This window comes from Streptomyces sp. NPDC059696, assembly GCF_042733745.1.
Classification (GTDB): domain Bacteria; phylum Actinomycetota; class Actinomycetes; order Streptomycetales; family Streptomycetaceae; genus Streptomyces.
In genome coordinates this window covers 55,870-77,686 of sequence record NZ_JBHWFG010000033.1, presented here as the reverse complement: position 1 = coordinate 77,686, position 21,817 = coordinate 55,870, and the positions used below count along the sequence as shown (strand labels likewise).

The following is a 21,817-nucleotide window of genomic DNA, read 5'->3' as shown; positions in this document are numbered from 1 at the left end:
CGGGCCGCTGAGCGGCACCGGTTGCCGTGCATGCGTGTTCCACGGTCACAGATGTGTATGCGATGTGGAAATACGCCGCAGGTTAACCCACATTTCAAACCCTGAACAAAGCAGGAGCCGCCATCTCCGGCCGAACTGCGTCATTGCCTTCCGGACTCGTCGGCGACGGCGGCGGCAAGGCCGGCGGACGAGGTCACGGAAGCGGAGCGCGCCCGCTCAGGAGACGGCGGCGGCGTCGATGGAATCCCGTACCTGAAGCAGGGCATCGACCCCGGTGATCTCGCAGAGGCGGCGGAGCTGCGGGGGCGGCGCGACCACCCGCAGGGTGCCCGTCCGGTGCGTGAGGATCAGCAGATTCAGCAGCGTCGAGTCCGCGAAGGTGATGCCGGAGGCGTCCAGGATCACCTTGGGGTGCTTCCGGGCGGCTGTCGCCATCGCGTCCGCCAATGGCGTGATCGAGTCCAAGTCGTAGGAGCCGCGGGCGACGATGACCCGGGCTCCGCGCCACTCGTACTGCAGCACCGCGACCCCGTCCGGGGTGTGCGCGGCGGCCCGCTCCGTCAGCACCTCGGCGCCGCTGTCGCGCGTGAGGGCCGGCATGCCGGTCTCGTCCCAGGGCACCTTCGGGCTCCTTCTGTGGCTCTCCCCGAGGGGAGCATGTCCTGTGTTGCATGAAAAGTATGTCACGTATCTTCGTTCGGGCAATGGTGCCCCCTAAAATGCTGCGCATGGTCGCAGTGCCCGAGTCCCACAGCGGATGGACGTTCATCACCAGCCACGCGCGCGTACTGGCAGCCATTGCCGACAACCCGAACGTCCGCATCCGCGACATCGCCGCCCGCTGCCGTCTCACGGAGCGCGCCGTCTCGCGGATCATTTCGGATCTGGAACAGGACGGCTATCTCTCCCACACCCGGGACGGCCGCACGAACACCTACCGGATCGAACCGGACAAGGTGCTGCGCCACCCCGCCGAGGCCGGACTGTCCGTGGCCTCGCTGCTCTCCCTGCTCGTGCAGGACGAGACCACCCGTGCCAGGAAGCCCGTGGCCACGTAGCCGCCTCGCCGGTCTCCCCGCTCCCGCCCGGACACCCGCTCGGGGATCCGGGTGCCCGCAGGCAGCAGGAAGCCCCTGCGTGACATGCGTCGGGCAGGGGCTTCGCGGGGGCCTCGGGTCAGCAGCTCATGGCCCAGGTGTGGGAATCACCCTGGTCGTTCGCCGCGTCGTTGTGGCCGACTTCCTGGCCGGGGGTGAGACAGATCGTCATGTGTCCTCCCAGACTGGCACTGGAGTAGACCCGGACGTGGTCCTTGATGCCGGGACCGGAGATCCCGTGGTTGGCCCAGGAGGAGTCGGTGTCGGCGATCCAGCTCTCCCACCAGTGGTCGTCGCCGGACCAGTTGGCGCGCTGGCCGGAGAAGTCGGCGTTCTGCCACACGCAGAACTCACCGCTCGGGCAGTCCGCGGCGCCGGCCGTGCCGGCGGTGGTGAGTGCGCCGGTGAAGAGGAGGAACACCGCCGCGAGGGCGGAGAACAGCCTGCTGTGCGTCATGACGGGGTGGGACCTTTCCGGTGGGGGGTGGGGCGGCCGGCCAGCAGGCGGGCCGCGCGGTGCAGTGCGCGGTCGCGCAACTGCTCATAGGTGGCGATGTCGTCGCGGTGCTCGGCCCGGACGGCGGCGAGCCGGGCGGGCTCCAGCCGGGCCCTCAGGCCGTCGAGCCCGCTGTCCCGCGCACAGCGGGTGTCTTCCTCGGGGCAGGCGGCCCGGCGTGCGAGCGCTGCCCGGTAACGGGGGTCCTCCTTGAGCCGGGCCTGCGCCTCGGGGCGCAGGTTGTTGACGGTGACCTCGGCGCGGAACCAGCGGGCCTGGTCGCCGTAGAGGTAGCGGTGCGCCTGCGCCAGGCAGCCGTCCGTGTGGGTGCGGACGGTGTGTCCGGTGGCGAGGGTGACCTCCAGTTCGGCCGGGGCCGTCCCGAAGAGCGCGTCCTCCTGAGACGCGGACGGACCCGAGGCGCCCCGCGCGGTCATGCACCGGTCCACCAGCACCTGCTGCGCGGCCCTGATCAGGTCGGCGCGCGCCCGCTCCGACGCGGGCAGTGCCGGTGCGGTCGGTACCGGTCGGGTCGGCCCGTCACAGGCTCCGGCCAGCAGCATCGCGAGCACGGTGGCCACCGCCGTCCTGCCCGCACCCCGTGCCCAAACAGCGCTCGTCTCCACGCCCCTTGGAACGATCAAGAACCTGCGCAGGACACGGCATGGGAGGGGTCTGGCGCCTCGGCGGGCCGGGGGCGTCGCCCGGAGTGCGGTGAGCGGCGCGCCAACGACCCGTCGCGGAGGACGAGTTGACGGCCGTCGCGGTGGGGTCAGCCCCAGCAGGGACTCGGAGGGTGTCCCCAGAGACCTGCTGCTCGCCTTCGTGTTGGCTGGTGAGCCGTGGGCTGCGGCTTCCCGCCCCTCCGTCCACACGGAACGACGTCGTCTCCCACACCAAGGCCCCCTCATGAACAGCCACTTGTCCCACCCTCGCCGGATCGGCGTGCTGACCGCGACGAGCGGCGCGCTGCTGGCCGCCTTCTTCGTCGTGCCCCACGCGCTGGCACACGACGGCGTCGACTCCTCGAACGTCGCGGCGTCCTTCCGCCGTGGCCTGATCTCCTACTGGGACTCCGGAAGTGCGGACTTCCCCCGGCACCTGGACGCCACGGTCGAGTTCTGGTTCCGCTTCCACCTCGTCAAGGCCGCCGTGTCCGCCCTGTTGCTCGCAGCGGTCGTCGTCCTCGGCGTCGCCCTGCGGCGGGCGGCCCGGCAGCGGGCGGACGAACGGCCCGGTCGCCGCGTGCTCGTGCCGGCGGGTGCCCTGGTCGCGTCGCTCGGGCCCTTCGCCCTGGTCGCACTGGTCGCCAACGTGCAGGGCGCGGTGGCCCCGTTCGCGTCCCTGCTCCCCATGCTGACCGACGGCGGCCCGCGCGCCGACGGCGAACTCGCCGGCACTCTGGCGCAGATGCGGCGGCAGATCGCCGGCCATCCCGCCGAAGGGCACTCGCCCGCTCTCACCGTGATGATCGGCGACTTCGCCCTGTATCACGCGGTCCTGGCCGTCATGGCCGCCGTGGCCGCACTCGCCCTGGTCGGCGCCGCCGTCACCCTGTGGAAGCGGCACAGGACCGGGTCCGACGCCGGGTCGAAACGCGCGACGAAGGCCGGCATCGCGGCTTCCGCCGCCTGCGCCGTCCTCGCCCTCGTCGTGGCCGTGGCGAACACCACCAGCGCCGCACACTCGTCCCAGGCCCTCGCCGCCTTGCTCGACGGGGGCTGGTAGGCCACCGGCCGTCGGCGGGGTGCGTCACCCGGCCGCAAGGTCTCCGGGGCGGCCGACCCGGGCGCGCCCCTCCGTCTCAGCCGCGTCGTACCGCCCCGAGGTGGGCCCGGTGCAAGCCGGGGGCCGTGAACCGCTGGGCCACCGTGCGCAGGACGCGGGCCATCGCCTGGGCCGGTGGAGTGGCCGGGCGGGCCGTGGCGCGGGCCAGGAGGATGCGGCGGGTGGGGGCCGGCACGTCGGAGGCGAACGGGAGCAGTCGTACGTCGCTGCGGCGGCTGGTGAGGGCGAGGCGGGGGGCGAGGGCGATGCCGAGCCCGGCGGCGACCATGGCCTGTGCCTCCTGGTAGTCGTGCGAGGCGTAGGCGATGCGCGGCTCGAAGCCCGCCTGGCGACAGCTGCGGCGCAGGACGTCGGCGACCGGGTGGTTGTCCGCGCGGATGATCCACTCCTGGTCGGCGAGGTCGCCGAGGCGCACGGAGGGGTGGCTGCGCAGGGGTGAGTCGGCGGGGACGACCAGGACCGTGGGGTCGTCGAGGAGGTGGGTGAGGGAGAGCGCCGGATCGTCGAGGCGGTTCCAGTCGTAGTCCCAGAGCAGTCCCTGCTCCACCTCGCCGGTGTGCAGCATCTCCCGCAGCTCGGCGAGGACCCCGGCGCGCACCTCGATGCGGATGCCGGTGTGACGGCGCCGGAAGCGGGTGAGTGCGAGCGGCAGCAGGGACGCGCTGGCCGTCGGGAAGGATCCGAGCCGCAACGTGCCCTGGTCGAGGGCGGTGAAGGAGTCCAAGTCGGCTTGGGCCGCCCGCAGTTCGCGGCGGATCGCCTGTCCTCGCCCGGCCAGCGCGGAACCCGCCGGGGTGGGACGGATCCCGCGTGGCAGCCGCTCGATCAGGGGCTGGCCGGCCTCCTGCTCCAGCAAGGACATCTGCTGGGAGGCGGCGGAGGTGGTCATGCCCAGGGCTTCCGCCGCGGCGGTGAGCGACCCGCGTTCGGTGGCCTCGGTGAGCAGCAGCAGTCGGCGCACGTTCAGCATGCCTGCGACTTTAGCTGAGCTAAACCCATGTGAAGCGAACTGCGATTGTTCCGAAGTCACGCCTCTGCGAAGGTCTCCGCATTCGCCGAGCGGTTCACCGGCCCGCAATGCGCCCGTCATCACCGCCTCGGCCCCGACACCCCTTTCATTGCTCGAGGAAGAGACCGGACGTGCACATTCCCGCGACCCTGGTACGTGGCGGCACCAGCAAGTGCTGGCTGTTCAACCAGGTCGACGTCCCCGCCGGCCGTGGCGAACTGGAGAAACTGCTGGTCGCCGCGTACGGCGCCACCGACCCCGTGGAACTGGACGGCGTGGGCGGGGCGACCCCCACGACGTCGAAGGCGGCGGTCGTGAGCGCCTCCCCCGAACCCGGCGTGGATGTGGACTACCTCTTCGCCCAGGTGGGCATCGGCACGGGCTCGGTCGAGTGGACGAGCAACTGCGGCAACTGCGCCACGGGGGTCGCGCTGTACGCGGTCGCGAAGGGCATGGTGGCCCTCACCGACGACCGGACCCCGGTGGTGATGCGCAACACCAACACCGGCGCGGTCCTCGAAGGGCTCGTGGACACCGCCGGGGGCGTCGTCCACCACTTCGGCCGCCAGACCGTGCCCGGCACCCGGGCCGGCGGGGTGGCGGTCGGCCTCACCTTCCGCGATCCGGCCGGCGGCACCACCGGTTCACTGCTCCCCACCGGGCAGGCCGCGCAGGACCTGCGGGTCGCCGCGGCCGGGCCGGTCACGGTGAGCATGGTGGACGCCGGGGCGCCCGTCGTCCTCGTCGACGCCCCCGGCGCAGGGCGCACCGGTGCCGAGCCGCTGGAGCGGATGGGCGCGGACGTGCCCTGGCTGCGCTCCGTGCGTCATGCCGCCGCGCCGCTGATGGGGCTGCTCGAACCGGGCGAGGAACCCGGTGACGCGGTGCCCAAGGTGGGCCTGGCGGGCCCGCCGGTGCCGTACACCACCACCCTCGGGGAGCGGCTCGCGGCCGAGGAGTACGACATCTCGGTGCGCATGCTCAGCATGAACACACCGCACCCCGCGATCGGTCTGACCTCTGCCGTCGCCGTCGCGGCGGCCGGGCTGGTCGAGGGCTCCGTGGTCTGCCGGACCACGGGCGGCCCGACCGAGGAATGGCTGCGTCTGGGCACACCCGCCGGCATCGTCGCGGTGCGCTGCACCGATCTGCGCGACGGGCTGCCGCGGCGGGTCACCGTGCAGCGCGCGGCGCGGCTGCTCGCCGACGCCCGCATCTACGTCCCGGACACCGGCCGGGTCCCCCTCCCGGGGCCGGGCCGCACGCACGCCGCCTGAGCCGGGGCGGACACCACCCCGGCCGGGCGGTCCCCCAGCCGTCGGCACCGGGATACCCTCGCGCCCCCCGGGGCGCGCCCCTCCCCCATCGCACCAAGGACAAAGATGTCTGCTGAAGTGATCTCCATAGGCGCGCTGCTGGTGATGTTCGTGGTCGGCACGGTGCTGCCGATCAACCTGGGCATCCTCGCCTTCGTCGCCACCTTCACCGTCGGCACCGCCTCGCTCGGCCTCACCGAGGACGAGATCTTCGAGGGGTTCCCGGCGGAGCTCTTCGTCACCATCGTCGGCGTCACGTACCTGTTCTCCGTCGCCCGGCGCAACGGCACCATCGACTGGCTGGTCGCGGCCGGGGTGCGGCTGGTGCGCGGCAAGGTCGCCCTCATTCCCTGGGTGCTGTTCCTGGTCGCCGCCCTGCTGACGGCGTTCGGCACCTTCACGCCAGCCGCGGTCGCGATCCTCGCGCCGATCGGTATGAACTTCGCCTACCGCTACAAGCTCAACCCGCTGGTCGTCGGCATGATGGTGATCAGCGGCGGACACGCGGGCGCCTTCTCCCCGCTCGCCGTGTCCGGTGCGCTGGTGCTGGGCCTGGTCGACAAGACCGAACTGCACATCTCCGCGGTGACGCTGTTCAGCGCGAGCTTCCTGATCAACCTGGTGCTCTCGGCCCTGACCTATGTGCTGCTCGCCAAGCGGCCCGTCCCGCCGGCCGAGGGTGCCGGGGAAACGGCCGAGGAGCAGGAGGTCGCCGTGTCCGGCAGGCCCGACTGGCGACAGTGGCTGACCCTGGCCTGCCTGGCCGTTCTCGTGATCGGCGCACTCGGCTTCCATCTGGAGATCGGCTTCCTCGCCCTCGCGGCCGGTGCGCTGCTGGCCCTGGTGGACATGAAGCGGCAGGAGAGGGCCGTGGACGGCGTCAGCTGGTCCACCCTGCTGCTGGTCGCGGGCATGATGACCTACATCGCTGTGCTGGAGAAGGCCGGCATCATCGAGAACATCTCCGAGCACGCGGCGGGTCTGGGCGCCCCGGTCGCCGTCGCCCTGCTGTTGTGCTTCACCGTGGCCGTCACGTCCGCGTTCGCCTCCTCCACGGCGATTCTCACCGCGATCATCCCGATCGCCGTACCGCTGCTGCTGTCCAGCCACCTCAGCGCCGCCGGGCTGATCGCCGCGCTCGCCGTCTCCACGACGATCGTCGACACCTCACCCTTCTCCACCAACGGCGCGCTCGTCCTCAGCAACGCCCGCGGGGTGGACCCCCGCCGCTTCTACCGCCAGGTCATCGGCTACACCGGTGGGATCGTCGCCCTCGGCCCGATCGTCGCCTGGGGGGCGCTGGTGCTGCCCTGGTCGTGACCGCGTGGCGAAAGGGACGGCCGGACTCGAGGGGACCCACGGTCCCCTCGTGCCGTGGGCGGCGCCCGTGCCGGACCTGGAGCGCCGTGCGGCGGAGGCGGATCTACGCTGGAAAGCAACCGCTGGAGACCAGCCCTGACGGGCCCGGCAATCCGGACGGAGGCGTGGTAGTGGAGAGGGCCGGAGAGCAGGACGCCCCCACCGCCGCTGTCGTGGTGGGGCCGGACGGAACGGTGAGCGGCTGGAGTGAGGGGGGCCGGCTGCTGCTGGGCTGGACGGCGCGCGACATCGTCGGGCGCCCCGTGGCCGATCTGCTGGTCGATCCCCCGCCGCCCGGCTTCCCCGAGGGCTACGGCGCCGGCCCCGACCCGACGGGGTTCCTCCTCCTGCGCCACCGGGACGGCTCCCCCGTGGACGCCGTGGTGACGGCCCAACCGCTCCACGGCCCCGACGGGCGGGCGCTGGGACACGTGGTGACCATCCAGCGGTGGGGACGCCGCCCGGTGGTCGCCGACCGGGCCTTCGAGCAGTCTCCCTTCGCTCTGGGCGTCTACGACCCCGAGCTGCGGTTCCTGTGGATCAACGCCTCCTCGGGCCGGGTGATAGCGCACTCCGAGGAGCAGGTGCTCGGCAGGAAGTACCGGGAGGTGCTTCCCGAGTTCGACCGCACCCTGTTCCCCGAGAGGGACGACAAGCCCTACACCGACGCGCTCGCACATGTGGCGAGGACGGGTGAGCCCACGCGTCTCATCACCGTCTTCCGCCCGCGCGGCAGCGACTACGCCAACGCCTGGGCCACCAGCATCTGGCCCGTCCGGGATGGCGAGGGCAGGGTCCGCGCGGTCGCCAACTGGGGCTTCGACATGAGCGCCGAGTACTGGGCTCGGCAACGCCTGCTCCTCCTCAACGAGGCCAGCGGCGGCATCGGCCGGACACTCGACGTGATCGGCACCGCCCAGGAGCTGGCCAGGACCCCGGTGCCGGGATTCGTCGACCTCGTCGACGTGGACCTGTTCGACGAGGTGCTGCGCGGAGAGGAACCGCCCTCGGGATCCCCGTTCGCGCCCGGCGAGACCATCAGGCTCAGCCGCGCCGCCCGGCACAGCACGAAGGAGGACGCCGGCCAGGGTCAGGCGGGCACGACACCGGTCACGTACGCGCCCGGTTCGGTCGGTGCCCGCTGCGTGACCGCCGGCAGGTCCACGGTCGAGCTCGCGGCCGAGCCCGGCCAGGGCGGTGAGTGGGCCTTCGGCCCCGGACTCGCCGCCGACCCGGCCCACTGGCCGCCGGGCAACCCGGTGATCGACGCGTCCCTCGCCGCGGACGGGCTGACCGGCCGGATCACCGTGCCGCTGCGGGCGCGTGGCGCGCTGCTCGGTCTGGTCGTCTTCTCCCGTGTCGAGCGGCCGGAGGCCTTCACCGCCGACGACCTGATCCTCGCCGAGGAGCTGGCCGCCAAGGCCGCCGTCGCGATCGACAACGCCCGCCGCTACTCACGCGAGCGCGCCACCGCGCTGACCCTGCAACGCTCCCTGCTGCCCCAGGGATTGCCGGACCATGAGGCAATCGAGGTGGCCTCCCGCTACCTGCCGGGCGGCACCGGTGCGGAAGTGGGCGGTGACTGGTTCGACGTCGTTCCGCTGTCCGGCGCCCGGGTCGCCCTGGTCGTCGGCGACGTCGTCGGGCACGGCCTGCACGCCTCGGCCGGCATGGGCAGGCTGCGTACGGCGGTACGCACCCTCGCCGACGTCGACCTGCCACCGGACGAACTGCTGACCCACCTGGACGACCTGGTCCTCCACCTCGCCGGCGACCTCCAGCCCACGGACCCCGCCGCCCAGCCGGCCGCCGAGACCGGGGCCACCTGCCTCTACACCGTCTACGACCCGGTGTCCCGGCACCTGACGCTGGCGAGCGCCGGCCACCCCCTGCCGCTGATCGTCCGCCCGGACGGCACCCCGGCCCCGGTGCCCGTCCAGCCGGGACCGCCGCTCGGCATCGGCGGGCTGCCGTTCGAGGCCACCGAGGTGGAACTGCCGGAGGGCAGCCTGCTCGCCCTCTACACCGACGGACTCGTGCGGAGCCGTGAGCAGGACGTCGACCAGCGGACCGCCGAGCTGCGTCACGTCCTGAACCACTCGGCCGCTTCCCTGGAGACCCTGTGCGACACGGTGCTGGAGGCCATGCTTCCGCAACGCCGCACGGACGACGCCGCGCTGCTGCTCGTGCGCACCCACGCGCTGGATCCGCACCACGTCGCAGACTGGGACGTCGAGCCGGACACCGCGCAGGTGCCGCGCGCGAGGAAACTCGCCGTCGACCAGGTGGACGCCTGGGGCCTGGAGGAGGCGGCCTTCGTCACCGAACTCGTCGTCAGCGAGCTGGTCACCAACGCCATCAGATACGGCGCGCCGCCCATCAGACTGCGGCTGATTCGCGACACCTCCCTGATCTGCGAGGTCTCCGACGCCAGCAACACCGCGCCGCACCTGCGCCGCGCCCGCGCCTTCGACGAGGGCGGCCGGGGCCTGTTGCTCGTCGCCCAGCTCACCCAGGGGTGGGGCACCCGGCACACCGCCGACGGCAAGACGATCTGGTGCGCGCAGACCCTCCCCCGGGCCGAGCGGCACTGAGCCGTCACGGGTGATCGGCGTGCCGGCTCCCGTAAGGTCCTGTCAGCCGGACGGGTGACGTGGTGCCCTCGCACTTCTGCACCGAGAACCGTCATGGCGACCGTGCGGGCCGGCATGCCGTGCGGCCTCTCAGGCACCGGCCCCGGTGTGACGTCGGGGAACCCGGGGAGGGACCCAGGTGCCGGACACCACGTCAAGAACCGGTGCACCGCGGTTGCGGCGTGCCGTCCGGACCGGCCACGGTGAATCCGAACGACGTGGTGGCGCCCGGTGACAGGGCACCGTTGTGGGCGGCGTTGCGTACAGTGGCCCGATTCCGGTCCGCTGACAAGGAACCGTTCCAGAGGCTGGTGACAGTGGAGCCGTTCAGGTCCCAGTCGACGGACCAGCCGGTGAGTGCGCCGGTGCCGGTGTTCTTGACCGTGACCTCCGCCTGGTAGCCGCCGGGCCAGGACGCCACGGTCCTGAACCGGGCGACACAGGTATCGGGCACGGGCTGCGGATCCGGGCCCGGTCCGGGTTTCGTGCCGTAGGTCAGGCCGTGGCCGTACGGGAAGAGAGGTCCCTTGCCGTCGCCGTCGTTGATCGGTTGCTGCGACGCGCTGCGCGTCCAGGTCACGGGCAGCTTGCCGGTGGGGGTGTGGTCGCCGAAGAGCACGTCTGCCACTCCGCCCCCTTCGGTGCCGGGCAGCCAGGCCGCCAGCAGCGCCTTCCAGTCGGGCAGCAGGGAGGCGATGTCGAGCGGCCGGCCGGAGACCAGGACCACCACGAGGGGCACTCCGCTCGCCTTCAGCCGTGCGAGGGTCTGCACGTCCTCCTGGTCGAGTTCCATGCTCCCGGGCCGGTCTCCACGCATTTCGGCGTACGGCGTCTCCCCGACGACCGCCACGGCGGCCGAGTAGCCGGCGTCGATGCCGTGGCCGTAGCGCTCGTACGTGACCTGAGAGGAGCCGGCGGCGGCCCGGATGCCCTGGAGGATGGTGGTGCCCTCGGTGACCGGGCCGCTGCGGCCCTGCCACCCCAGGGTCCAGCCGCCGCTCTGGTTGCCGATGTCGTCGGCGGACTTGCCGGCCACGAACAGCTTCGCGTTCTTCGCCAGCGGCAGGACACCGCCTTCGTTCTTCAGCAGCACCTGCGAGGCGCGCACGGCCTCGCGGGCGAGCGACCGGTGCTCCGCGGATCCGACGCCCGTCACGTACGAGCGGTCGGTGAACGGGTGCTCGAACAGACCGAGTTGGAACTTCTTGGTGAGGATGCGGCGGTTGGCGTCGTCGACGCGGGCGACAGGGACCCGGCCGGCGGTCACTTCGGCGCGCAGCAGGCCGAGGAACTTCCTGTAGTCGTGCGGGACCATCACCATGTCCACGCCCGCGTTGACGGCCGTGGCGATCTCTGCGCCCGTGAAGCCGCTCTGCCCGTCCAGTTGGTCGACGGCGGCCCAGTCGGACACGGCGAACCCGTCGAACTTCAGCTCGCCCTTGAGCAGGTCGGTGACCAGGTACCTGTGGGCATGCGATTTCACGCCGTTCCAACTGCTGTACGAGAGCATCACCGAGCCCACGCCCCGCCGCACCGCCTCCTGGAAGGGAAGTAGGTGGATCGCGCGCAGCTCGGCCTCGGACAGTTCCGTGTTGCCCTGGTCGACGCCGCCGGTGGTACCGCCGTCACCCAGGTAGTGCTTGGCGGTGGCGAGCACCGAGGCGGGACCGGCGCCCAGGGTCTCGCCCTGCAGGCCGGTGATGAACGACGTCATGGAGGTGGGAAGTTCGGGCTTCTCGCCGAACGATTCGTAGGTGCGACCCCACCGGTCGTTGCGGGCCACGCACAGACAGGGGGCGAAGGACCAGTCGATGCCGGTGCCGGCGACCTCCTCGGCGACCGCGTGCCCGACCCTCCGCACCAGGGCGGGGTCGCGGGTGGCGCCGAGACCTATGTTGTGCGGGAAGAGCGTCGCCCCGCGCACCGCGTTGTGTCCGTGCACGGCGTCGATGCCATAGATCATCGGGATGGCCAGTGGGGTACCGAGAGCCGTGCGCTGCAGTGAGTCGTAGGTGTCGGCCCAGGTGCGGGCGTTGTTGGGGCTGACCGTGGAGTCTCCGCCGGAGAGCACCGAACCGATGCGGTACGAAGCGAGGTCTGCCTGCGGCCCGAGGGCGTCCTTCTCGATCTGCGTCATCTGCCCGAGCTTGTCGTCGAGCGTCATCCGGGACAGCAGGTCGGTGACACGGTCTGCCACCGGCAGGGCGGGGTCCCGGTACGGCAGGGCCTCGGACCCCGTCGAGGCGGCGGGCCCATCGGCGCCAGCGGGTGCTGCCGCGCCGGTCAGGCCGATCACGGTGAGAGCGGCGGCGCACAGGGCGGCGACGAGCGCGGGGCGTCGGGAGGACGGAGCGAGGCTCTGGCTCATGGCGTCAGGCCTTTCCGGGGGTCTGCCGGAGGGAGCGAGGAAGCGGAATGGTTGACCCGGGGCCCACCCTTTCGGCATGGGAAGTGGAGGGCGGGCCCCGGGTCGGTCCGGCGGGAAGGTGGTGCGGCGTGCCCGCCGGGTCACGTACAGGTGGTGCCGTTCAGGCTGAACCCGGCCGGCCTGGCGAACGAGCCGCTGTAGGTGGCCTGGAAGCCGAACGTCTGGCTGCCACCGGGCGCGATCTGCGCGTTGTGCCCCAGGCCGCTCGCCGTCACCGCCCCGGAGGAGGGGGAAACGGTGGCGTTCCAGGCGTTGCTGATCCGCTGTCCGGCGGGCAGGGTGAAGGACAGCTTCCAGGCGTCCACGGGGGCCGAGCCGTTGTTGGTGATCGTGACGTCGGTGGTGAAGCCGCCTTCCCAGACGTTCGGCACGTAGGTCACCTTGCAGCCCGCCTTCGGGTCGCCGGGGTCACTTGGGTTTCCCGAGCCCCCGGTGTTGACAGTCGACGAGAAGGAGTTCACCGCGAGTCCCGCACCGTTCCGCCACGGCTCGAAACCGGCCTGCACGCTGGTCAGATACCAGTCGTTCTGCGCCATCCCCCGAGAGACGGTGTGCCGGACGAAGTCCATGACGTCGAAGCTCCACCCGCTGATCGCCGAAGGGGCGACGAAGGAGATCACGTCGTTGGAGCCGTTGTTGCCCGTCCACACCTGCCAGCTGCGCCCGCCCACGGAGGCTGTGCCGCTCGGGGAGCCGATGGGCTGGATCGAACCCACCTTGTTGAACCAGATCATGATCTCGGTGCGGTTCACCCCGTCGGTGCGGGGCGTCGGATCCAGCCAGATGTCGTACGAGGCGTTGTACGAGGCGTCACCGACGAAGCCGTAGGAGATGCTGCTGGGAGCGCTGCTGATGCCGTTGATCCGGGCCGGGAGGTTCGTGCCCGGTGAACAGTTGGTGTAATGGCAGCCGTTGTAGACGGAGGGGTACGACTTCGGGGCGCCGTTGGTGGGCACGGAGCCGTCGGCCTGAGCGACACGGAAGCCTGTGCCGGTGGCGGTGACGCACTGCGTGGCGCTGGTGCCCCAGCGGTTGTTCTGGACGACGTAGCGTCCCTGGATGACGGTCGAGCCGAACGGCTGGCAGATCGTGGTGTCGGCCTGTGCCGCCGGCGCGACGGCCACCAGGGCGGTCAGGGTGGCGAGAGCCGTGAACAGCACACCGAACAGAGTGCGCGCGGTGCGTGGGTGAGGTGGTGACGATCGCATGTGGGGGCCTCTCCGGGAGGTGGAGCGGGAGGGTGACGCACATTCGGAACGCCCCGCCAGCGGGCCTTGGGAGCGCTCCCATGCATTGCTTCGATGAGGGACTGTAGAAGCGCCTCATGTCCCTGACAACCCTTTGAACGGTGAAGGCAGGGAAGGGGCGGGGGCCACCGGCTTCACGGGGCGCGGGGAGACGGAGCGGTGCTGCGGTCACGCGGGGCAGGGGAAGTGCTCCCGAAGCCGTGACCGCCACGCGGCCGCAGCATGCGAGGAGCTGCCGGGCCACTCAGCGCTTCCGCGGACACGTCTCCAAGCGTTCACGGGCGTGACGAGCGATGCTCGGCCGGAGGCCGCACGAGGTGTGTGAGGCAAGGCAACCGGTCGCACCGTCGGTGCACGTCGCGGTCCGCCGGGACCGGCTCGTAGCCGGTCCCGGCGGACACTCACCGTGTCACAGGGTTACGGCAGGGGCGGGTAGGCGTTCTGCATGAGCTGGCGGAACTGGGCGGAGAACCAGTGCCCGGCCACCGGCGCGTTCGGCAGTGCACCGGTGGGGTTGTTGCCGTTGCGGGCGTTACCGCCGTAGGTGGGGTCGCACATCCGGTCGAAGCCCTTGCCCTCGTCGTTGGGGACGGCGGAGCTGGAGCCATCGGACTCCCCCGGCGGCTTGACCCACACGTAGGCGTCGATGCCGGCGGCCGGAGCCGCGGTGTGCCGCTCGCCGAGGCCGGCACCGCTCTGGTTGCACCAGTTGCCGGCGTGGATACGCCGGTCGATGCGGCTGCCGTTGACGTAGTCGTCCACCGAGGTCTTCGGCCCGGGACCGGCCGGCCGTGCGGAACCACCCCAGCCGTTGCGCGAGGTGTCGATCAGCATGCCCAGACCGGAGTTGAAGCCGGCCGCGACGAGCTTGTCCCGCAGGGCGAGTGCGAACGACTGCTCATCCACGTACTGGTTCCAGTCCACCCACTTCGACTGCCGAACCGTCTGACCGTTCACCGAGTCGGTGACCTTGTAGTGGGGTTCCTTGGTGGGGCTGGTGTTCGCGGTGTTGACGATGAACCCGGCCACGTCGTTCACGCTCGCGCCGTTGGTGGTGGCGGTCTTGTGGAACTCCTGCACGGCGGGGCCGAGGTTGCTGTCCCACCCCAGCCAGCCGTGGTGGCCGGCGTCGATGTAGTTGTAGACGTTCGGTAGGGCGCCGAGCTTGTCGAGAGCGTAGGCGACGCCCTTCTCATAGTTGCCGTTGGCCTTCATGGCCACGCAGGCGTCGGTGGTGGTGGGAGTCCCGCCGGCGTTGGTGACCAGGTTGGGCAGCGAGTCGGGCTCGATGACGGTGGCGACCCTGAGGGAGGCGTACTTCGACTCGGAAAGGATCGAGGCGATGGGGTCGATGTACTGGGCCTTGTACTTGTCGAGGTCGTTCGGGCCGAGCTCGCCGTTGGACGCCAGGGCGGCGCAGTCGCGGCCCGGAAGGTCGTAGATGACCAGCTGGATGACGAGGTCGCCGGAGCCCTTCTGCTTCAGAGCCTCGTCGAGGTGGGCGCGCAGACCCATCCCGCCGTTCACACCGTTGATCGCGGCGATGCGGTCGAGCCACACGGCGGTGGGCTCGTCGGCGATGCGGCTGCCGCCCGGCTCCGCCGCGGCCTTGGCCGACCACTCCGGGTTCACGTAGGCCTTGGCTCCGACGTAGGGGTTGGCCAGTCGCCCGTCGGCGCCGCCGCCGTTGTCTCCCCCGTCGCCTCCGTCTCCTCCGTCGCCCGGACCGCTTCCGTCGTCGACGTTGCACGTCACGCCGTCGAGAGTGAACGTGGCCGGGATCGCGTTGCTGCCGCTGTAACTGCCCTGGAAGCCGAAGCTGACCGAACCGCCGGTGGCGAGAGCGCCGTTGTACCCCTCGTTGGAAGCGGTGACGGCGGCACCGCTCTGACTGATCTTGGCGTTCCAGCCGTTGGTGACCCTCTGATTACCGGCGTACGACCACTTCACCGACCAACTCGACTTGGCAGAGGCGTTGTTCGTGATGGTGACGGCGGTGGTGAACCCCGTGTCCCACTGGTTCTGCACCTTGTAGTCCACGGTGCAGGGCGCTGCAGCGGCGGCCGCGCCGGCGGGTGCGGTGAGGAGCGCGGTACCGGACGTTCCGGTGAGGAGCGCTAGGGCGGTGAGCAATGAGGTCCTGGTGCGACTCATACCTGAGGCTTCCTTGTCCTTGAGGATGGTCCGACGGTTCGGCGCGCAGGGGATCGCACAGCCCGGAGCCGTACCGCGGCGTCGCGCCGCCGCGGTCCCGGCCCGGCGAGGCTCCGTTCGCCGGGGAGGCTCCGCTGTGAAGCCGGCTCCGCGCTGGTGCCGGCTCCGCGCTGAAGCCGGCACTCGCACGCCTTTGCGCGCGCCGCCGGGGACGCCCCTGCAAGCAGGGGCCGTTGACGGCGTGCGGGCGATGGAGCGGTGAGCGCCTGGTATTGACTTCCGCAGGGGCACGCCCGTCCGAGCGGCGCGCCGCTTGCCGGCGTGCCGGCGGTGGGTCGGTGCCGGTCCGCTACTGGAGACGCTCGGATCCTGCCGTGCCCTGCGAAACGGTCCGGGCTGGTTCTTCACAGCGTCTACGGGTCGGCAGATGCGTGACCCGGTGCGATGTGTGCGAAGGCTACGAGCTCGTTGCCGCCTGTCACGGCTGCGAGCAGTGGAGGTGGGGGGTGTCGCATGAGCGACTCCTTGCAGTGTGGCGCCTTGACCGGCGCGTCGACTGATGGAACCGCTCCCACTGGTCCGAGCAAGGTAGCGCCGAACGGCGCGGTTGCCCAGAGGTTCCGCGAAACTTTCGAGGAACTGACCCGTTCTCCGCCTTCGACTCTTCAAGCGTCTTGACCGCTGTCATGCTCATCCCCATCATGGGAGCGCTCCCACTGGCCAAGACTTTGTCCTTCCTCGAGCCCCAGCCGCTAGGAGGAACCAGTTCATGGATCCCGGACGCAATCGCAGAACCGTTCGGCGGGTGTGGACCGCCGTGGCGGCCGCATGAGCGCTGCCCCTGTCGATGCCGGCCACCGGTTCACCGACAGCGCAGGCGGCGGCACTTCAGTGCAGTGTCGACTACAAGACGAACGACTGGGGCTCGGGTTTCACGGTGGACCTGACCCTCACCAACCGCGGTACGGACGCCATCGACGGCTGGACGCTGGCCTACGCCTACTCCGGCAACCAGAAGCTGGGCAACGGCTGGAACGGCACCTGGTCGCAGTCGGGGCAGAACATCACCGTGGAGAACGCCTCCCACAACGCGCGGGTCGCGGCGGGCGCCGCCGTCTCCACCGGCGCCCAGTTCTCCTACAGCGGCTCCAACACCGCGCCCACCTCCTTCTCGGTCAACGGCACGCCCTGCACCGGCGCCCACCAGCCGCCGATCACCGTGCTGACCAGCCCGAGCGCGGGCGCCGTCCACCCCCAGGGCCAGGCGGTGCCACTGGCGGCCACCGCGGCCGGCCACGTACTCCAAGACCCTGACGTACTGCACGGACCGCTCCGGTGACACGGAGGCCGCGGCGCACCGAGCGGCGCGAAAGGGGGAGCTGTAGGGAGCGCTCCCATTTCCCGGGGCGTGCTCTCAGTTCATCCACTCCTACTGCAATGCCCTCACGAGGCCCCGCGTCTTCCTGGCCGATACAGCATGAGCCATGCGCATAATCCTCATGCCCGGTTCCACCGGCCAGTAAGATCGGTAACCTCGTGGGGGAGGTGGTCATGGGCAGGCGACGCCCCGGCACGCCGACACTGGAAGAGGTTGCCGCTCGCGCCGGGGTGGGGCGGGGCACGGTCTCGCGCGTCATCAACAACGCTGCCGGCGTGAGGGAGTCGACACGGCACGCCGTACAACGTGCCATCGAGGAACTGGGGTACGTCCCGAATCTCGCAGCCCGCTCTCTGGCCGGGCGGGGGGCCGATGCTGTCGCCCTCGTCCTGACAGAGCCCGACTGGAGACTCTTCGCCGAGCCGTTCTTCTCGGAGATCGTGGGCTCACTCGGGGATGCCCTGGCAGACACGGGAATGCAGTTGATGCTGACCCTGGTCCGCTCGGATGCCGAGCGGCAGCGCTTCCTCGAATATGCACGCGGTGGCCGGGTCGACGGAGTGCTGCTGATGTCCGTACACGCGGGAGACCCGCTGCCGGACATGCTTGCCGAGGCACGGTTGCCCACCGTGATGCTGGGGCGCCGGTCTGGCGACGAGTACGTCAGCTACGTGGATGCTGACAACGTGGGCGGCGCCCGCAGCGCCGTCTCCCACCTGGTGGCGCGGGGTCGCAGATCGATCGCCACCATCACGGGCCCACTGGACATGTACGCCGCCCAATGCCGGCTGCGCGGCTACCAGGACGCACTGAATCTGTCGGGCCTGAAGAACGAACAGTCCATGGTCGCCGAGGGTGACTTCACAGAGGACAGCGGGCGCCGCGCCATGGCCGAACTCCTCGCACGGCACCCTGAGATCGACGGCGTCCTCACCGCGTCGGACACCACGGCGGCGGGGGCCCTCCACACGTTGCGTGTCGCGGGGCGGCGCGTTCCGGAGGACGTCGCCGTGATCGGCTTCGACGACTTTCCCCTTGCCCAGCGCACCGACCCGCCTCTGACCACGGTCCGTCAGCCGCTGGCTGATATCGGCCGGGCCATGATCCGTATCCTCCTGGAGGACATGGAGGAGCCGTCCATGGCTTGGCGCCACGTCATCCTCCGTACCGAGCTCGTGGTCCGCGCATCGTCCTGAGCACCTCGAGATCGCTCCCGACGGTCCCGACGCCCTGGCCCGACGCCCTGGCCCGACCCGATCCGTACCGGCCGGCGCCGCCCGGCAGCTACTCGCCGAACCCGGGCACACCAGCGCGCCGGCATCCAGGCGGTCACCGAGCGCGCGGACCTCGGTTCCGGCTCCTTCTGCAACCACTTCGGCTCCAGGACGGAACTGTTCGAGGCAGTCGCGGCGGACGCCCTGGAGGAGTTCGGCCGGAACTCCGACGAGTGCCTCGAGGGGATCGGCCACGCCGCGGATCTCGTCGCGGCGGGCTTCCGGCTCAGCGCCCGCACGGCACGTCGATGGTGCCCAGGTGAAAGTCGATGGACTGGGCCATGCCCTCGACGGCCCGGTACCGGAAGCGGCGCCGCGCGTCACCGCTCGTCACCACGGGGGACCTCAACGGGCCCTCCGCCGTGGTCAGGTTGTAGTGCCTGCCGTTTCGGTTGCCCCGGCCGACCAGAGGAACAATGCTGGACATATGGGACAGGGCTATGCCGCGGCGATCGTCGATACGCGGGGTGTGGTGACGGACTGGAGCGACGGTGCGCGCGACCTGGTGGGATACACGGTCGGCGAGGTTGTGAACCGTCCGGCCCGCGAACTGCTGGCTGAGGACGTCGGGGCGGACACGGTCGCGAACCTGTCGGGCATCGTCGTGCTGCGCCACCGGGACGGCTCGTCCGTTCCGCTCTCCCTCACCGCCTGCGCCGTACTCGGTGAGAGCGGGGAGCGGTCCGGGTACGTGATCACCGTCGAATCCCCCGGCGGGCCGGAGCCGACGCTGGCGGGTCAAGCCTTCCAGCAGGCCTCCCTGCCCATGTCGGTGTTCGACACCACCCAGCACTATGTGCGGTTGAACGACGCGGCCTGCCGCATCATGGGAGTGCCGGAAGAAACGCTGCTGGGACAGCACTTCCCGGAGAGCGTGGAGGACCGCCAAGCGCATCGCGGCTGGCTCGATCATCTGCGTCAGGTCGTCGCCACAGGCCGTCCGGTCCGCTACGAGAGCTTCACCGGGGCCCCCGCCCTGAACCGGGAGCACGCCTGGACCACCGACATGTGGCCGCTGCGGGACGGTCACGGTGAGGTTCACGCGGTGGGCATTGCGTCATTCGACAGCACCGAGCAGTACTGGGCCCGGCAGCGTCTCGCCCTGCTGGACGAGGCCGCAGCCTCGATCGGGACGACCCTGGACGTGGTGCGCACCGCCGAGGAGCTGGTCGAGCTGCTGGTGCCCCGGTACGCCGACTTCGCCAGCGTCGACCTGCTGGAGTGGGTCTTCGAGGCGGAGAGCCTGCCCGACCTTCCGTCGCGGGATGTCGTCCTGCGCAGGGTCGCGCATGGATCCGGCACGAAGGGAACGCCTGAGGCCGCCATACCTGTGGGCGACACCGACACCTATTCACCGTTTTCACCGTCGGCGAAGGCCTTGCGAGCGGGGCGGGCCGTGGTCAGTCAGGCCGGCGAGCCGGACTTCGTGCGCTGGGTCGCCGAGCGCAACGCGCGCGCCCCCGCGGGCAGCCCCCACCGCAAGGGCGCGCACTCGATGCTCGCCGCGCCGCTGCGGGCACGCGGTACCACCCTCGGCGTCGTGGTCGGCGTGCGGATCGCCAACCCGGACGACTTCGGCGAGGACGACACCGTCCTCGCCGAAGAGGTCGCCAGCCGCGCCGCCGTGTGCATCGACAACGCCCGGCGGTTCGCCCGGGAGCGCGCCACGGCCCTGGCCCTCCAGCACAGTCTTCTGCCACGAGGGCTGCCCGGGCAGGCCGCCGTCGAGGTGGCGCACCGCTATCTGCCCTCGGATTCGCTGGCCGGTATCGGCGGGGACTGGTTCGACGTGATCCCTTTGTCCGGCAGCCGGGTCGCCCTGGTCGTCGGTGACGTCGTCGGGCACGGCATCCCCTCGACGGCGACGATGGGCCGCCTGTGCACGGCGGTCCGTACCCTCGCGGACGTGGATCTGCCACCGGACGAACTCCTCACCCACCTCGACGACCTCGTCGCCCACCTCGCCTCCGACGCAAGCGGCGAGGTCGCGGAGCTCGGCGCGACCTGCCTGTACGCCGTCTACGACCCGGTGTCGCGGCGGCTGAGCCTCGCGGCGGCAGGCCATCCGGCGCCCGCGTTGCTGCTGGCCGACGGCAGCGCGGCGCTGGTGGAGATGACCGCCGGTCCACCCCTCGGCGTCGGCGGCCTGCCCTTCGAGGCGACCGAGCTGGAACTGCTCGAGGGCTCGGTGCTCGCCTTTTACACCGACGGTCTGATCGAGGGCCGCGACCGCGACGTCGATCACGCCACCGACGAGCTGTGCCGGGCGCTGTCCGCGCCGGCGGGCACCCTCGACATGCTGTGCGACACGGTGCTCAAGGCGGTGCTGCCGGAGGAGCCCGGTGACGACGTCGCACTGCTGCTGGCCCGCACCCGCGCGCTGGGCACGGACCAGGTCGCGACCTGGGACATCAACGCGGACCCCGAGAGCGTGGCCGCGGCCCGCCAGGCCGCCACCGAGCAGCTGGCCGCGTGGGGACTGGACGAGGCGGCGTTCGTCACCGAACTGGTCGTCAGTGAACTGGTCACCAACGCCATCCGGTACGGGGCTCCGCCCATCCAGCTCCGGCTGATCTGCGACCGTACCCTCATCTGCGAGGTCTCCGACGGCAGCTCCACCTCACCGCATCTGCGCCGGGCCCATGCCTTCGACGAGGGCGGCCGCGGACTGCTGCTGGTCGCCCAGCTCACCCATCGCTGGGGAAGCCGGCAGACAGGACGTGGCAAGACGATCTGGGCCGAGCAGCCGCTTCCGCAGGACTGACCTCGTCCAAGGCCCGCCGACGACCGCACGCTTCGGTGTCCTGGACCGCGGTGCGGCGGCCTCGGCGGTGACCTTCGGTCGTCGCAGTACACCCGTCTCCACTCTCCCCCGCCCGCCCGGATGCACCCTTGGCCCGAGCACGGGATCCGGCGCTGTCCGCCCGCACGTCAGGTGCACCCCGCGTGAGCGGTCGAACTCGAGTCGCGATGCAGACCGGACTCTTCCACCGGGTCAGTGCCGGCACCGGCGTCTTCGACGTCAGACATGACGATCTGCCGTCGAGACGGCGTCCGGAGCCACCGTCGACCATGCGCGGCACATACGGGTCCCCACTCCGGGCCCCTCAATTAAGTCCTTTGACATAGGTATCTCTCCATACCTATAGTGGCGGACATGCCTCGGTACAGCGCGTCCGCGCAGGACATCAGCCATGTGGCCGCTGCCCTCGCGACGTGCCTGCCCGCGCTGCACCGGGCGCTCGACCGGCAGGTCGGACAGGACTTCCCGCACCCCAAGCCCCCCGAGGCCCAGCTCGCACTGCTGCGCCATGTCGAGGCCCATGACGGGGTCACCGTGCGCGCGGCCGCCGAGGCGCTGCGCATGAAACCGAACAACGTCAGCGCGCTGGTCAGCCAGATGACCGAGCACGGGCTGCTGGAACGCCGGCAGGACCCCGCCGACAAGCGCGTCGCCCACCTGCACCTCACTCATACCGCCCAGCAGCGGCTCGTGGAGGTCACGGACCTGGTGGGGGCCCATCTCGGGCATGCGCTGCGCTCCCTCACCGACGGCGAACTGGACGCCCTCGGCGCCGCGTTGGGCGCGCTCCAGTCACTCACCGAGCAGCTGCACCGCCCCTCGCGCTGAGTGGGCG

At 71.1% G+C, this 21,817-nt stretch carries 16 protein-coding genes and 1 pseudogene; 9 read left to right on the top strand and 8 right to left on the bottom strand.

The window, feature by feature from the left end; all coding sequences use genetic code 11:
• Nucleotides 1–216 precede the first annotated feature (216 nt).
• On the bottom strand, nt 217–621 hold the full coding sequence (locus tag ACFV20_RS29485) for an STAS domain-containing protein (RefSeq protein WP_385661902.1): 405 nt from the start codon (nt 619–621) through the stop codon (nt 217–219).
• Between the two features lie 107 nt (nt 622–728).
• Here ACFV20_RS29485 and ACFV20_RS29480 point away from each other — a divergent pair, with 107 nt between their 5' ends.
• On the top strand, nt 729–1,058 hold the full coding sequence (locus tag ACFV20_RS29480; protein WP_385661899.1) for a helix-turn-helix transcriptional regulator: 330 nt from the start codon (nt 729–731) through the stop codon (nt 1,056–1,058).
• Between the two features lie 118 nt (nt 1,059–1,176).
• Here ACFV20_RS29480 and ACFV20_RS29475 read toward each other — a convergent pair whose 3' ends face one another.
• Both ACFV20_RS29475 and ACFV20_RS29470 read right to left on the bottom strand, forming a co-directional pair.
• Nucleotides 1,177–1,554 carry a peptidase inhibitor family I36 protein gene (locus ACFV20_RS29475; protein WP_385661896.1) on the bottom strand — a complete coding sequence of 126 codons (378 nt, stop codon included), beginning with the start codon at nt 1,552–1,554 and terminating at the stop codon, nt 1,177–1,179.
• Nucleotides 1,551–2,174, bottom strand: a complete 624-nt coding sequence (locus ACFV20_RS29470) for a hypothetical protein (RefSeq protein ID WP_385661893.1) — start codon at nt 2,172–2,174, stop codon at nt 1,551–1,553. Before ACFV20_RS29470 ends, ACFV20_RS29475 begins: the two co-directional genes overlap by 4 nt.
• A gap of 328 nt (nt 2,175–2,502) precedes the next feature.
• Here ACFV20_RS29470 and ACFV20_RS29465 point away from each other — a divergent pair, with 328 nt between their 5' ends.
• Nucleotides 2,503–3,321, top strand: a complete 819-nt coding sequence (locus ACFV20_RS29465) for a tat (twin-arginine translocation) pathway signal sequence (RefSeq protein ID WP_385661891.1) — start codon at nt 2,503–2,505, stop codon at nt 3,319–3,321.
• Between the two features lie 76 nt (nt 3,322–3,397).
• Here the strand turns inward: ACFV20_RS29465 and ACFV20_RS29460 are convergent, their stop codons facing one another.
• Nucleotides 3,398–4,351 (bottom strand): LysR family transcriptional regulator, encoded by a 954-nt coding sequence (locus ACFV20_RS29460; protein ID WP_385661888.1) that lies wholly within the window; start codon nt 4,349–4,351, stop codon nt 3,398–3,400.
• Nucleotides 4,352–4,521: 170 nt separating this feature from the next.
• Between ACFV20_RS29460 and ACFV20_RS29455 the strand changes: the two genes are divergently transcribed.
• The 3 genes from ACFV20_RS29455 (at nt 4,522) to ACFV20_RS29445 (ending at nt 9,659) form a co-directional block, all read left to right on the top strand.
• Nucleotides 4,522–5,667 (top strand): PrpF domain-containing protein, encoded by a 1,146-nt coding sequence (locus tag ACFV20_RS29455; protein ID WP_385661885.1) that lies wholly within the window; start codon nt 4,522–4,524, stop codon nt 5,665–5,667.
• 117 nt (nt 5,668–5,784) lie between these two features.
• A complete protein-coding gene (locus tag ACFV20_RS29450; protein ID WP_385661928.1) occupies nt 5,785–7,026 on the top strand; it encodes an SLC13 family permease in 1,242 nt (413 codons plus the stop codon).
• A 170-nt stretch (nt 7,027–7,196) separates the two neighbouring features.
• The gene (locus tag ACFV20_RS29445; RefSeq protein WP_385661882.1) at nt 7,197–9,659 is read left to right on the top strand and encodes a SpoIIE family protein phosphatase; all 2,463 of its coding nucleotides are present in this window, start codon (nt 7,197–7,199) and stop codon (nt 9,657–9,659) included.
• Between the two features lie 193 nt (nt 9,660–9,852).
• On the opposite strand, the gene ACFV20_RS29440 is transcribed toward ACFV20_RS29445, so the two are convergent.
• The 3 genes from ACFV20_RS29440 to ACFV20_RS29430 form a co-directional block, all read right to left on the bottom strand.
• Nucleotides 9,853–12,066: a glycoside hydrolase family 3 N-terminal domain-containing protein gene (locus ACFV20_RS29440; protein ID WP_385661879.1), complete on the bottom strand. Its 2,214-nt coding sequence runs from the start codon at nt 12,064–12,066 to the stop codon at nt 9,853–9,855.
• Nucleotides 12,067–12,206: 140 nt separating this feature from the next.
• The gene (locus tag ACFV20_RS29435; RefSeq protein WP_385661876.1) at nt 12,207–13,334 is read right to left on the bottom strand and encodes a cellulose binding domain-containing protein; all 1,128 of its coding nucleotides are present in this window, start codon (nt 13,332–13,334) and stop codon (nt 12,207–12,209) included.
• Nucleotides 13,335–13,790: 456 nt separating this feature from the next.
• Entirely contained in the window at nt 13,791–15,527 is a 1,737-nt protein-coding gene (locus tag ACFV20_RS29430) for a glycoside hydrolase family 6 protein (RefSeq protein ID WP_385661873.1), read from the bottom strand.
• An 847-nt stretch (nt 15,528–16,374) separates the two neighbouring features.
• On the opposite strand from ACFV20_RS29430, the pseudogene ACFV20_RS29425 reads away from it, so the two are divergent.
• Both ACFV20_RS29425 and ACFV20_RS29420 read left to right on the top strand, forming a co-directional pair.
• Nucleotides 16,375–16,818, top strand: a pseudogene (locus ACFV20_RS29425) (cellulose binding domain-containing protein); the annotation flags it as partial.
• Between the two features lie 260 nt (nt 16,819–17,078).
• Complete coding sequence (locus ACFV20_RS29420) at nt 17,079–18,101, top strand: LacI family DNA-binding transcriptional regulator (protein WP_385661870.1); 1,023 nt, start codon at nt 17,079–17,081, stop codon at nt 18,099–18,101.
• A gap of 304 nt (nt 18,102–18,405) precedes the next feature.
• On the opposite strand, the gene ACFV20_RS29415 is transcribed toward ACFV20_RS29420, so the two are convergent.
• Nucleotides 18,406–18,606, bottom strand: coding sequence for a hypothetical protein (locus ACFV20_RS29415; protein ID WP_385661868.1), 201 nt, complete (start codon nt 18,604–18,606; stop codon nt 18,406–18,408).
• Between ACFV20_RS29415 and ACFV20_RS29410 the strand changes: the two genes are divergently transcribed.
• The gene (locus tag ACFV20_RS29410) at nt 18,607–20,943 is read left to right on the top strand and encodes a SpoIIE family protein phosphatase (protein ID WP_385661866.1); all 2,337 of its coding nucleotides are present in this window, start codon (nt 18,607–18,609) and stop codon (nt 20,941–20,943) included. It abuts the gene before it with no gap.
• A gap of 393 nt (nt 20,944–21,336) precedes the next feature.
• Nucleotides 21,337–21,810, top strand: coding sequence for a MarR family winged helix-turn-helix transcriptional regulator (locus ACFV20_RS29405; protein ID WP_385661863.1), 474 nt, complete (start codon nt 21,337–21,339; stop codon nt 21,808–21,810).
• Nucleotides 21,811–21,817: the final 7 nt, after the last annotated feature.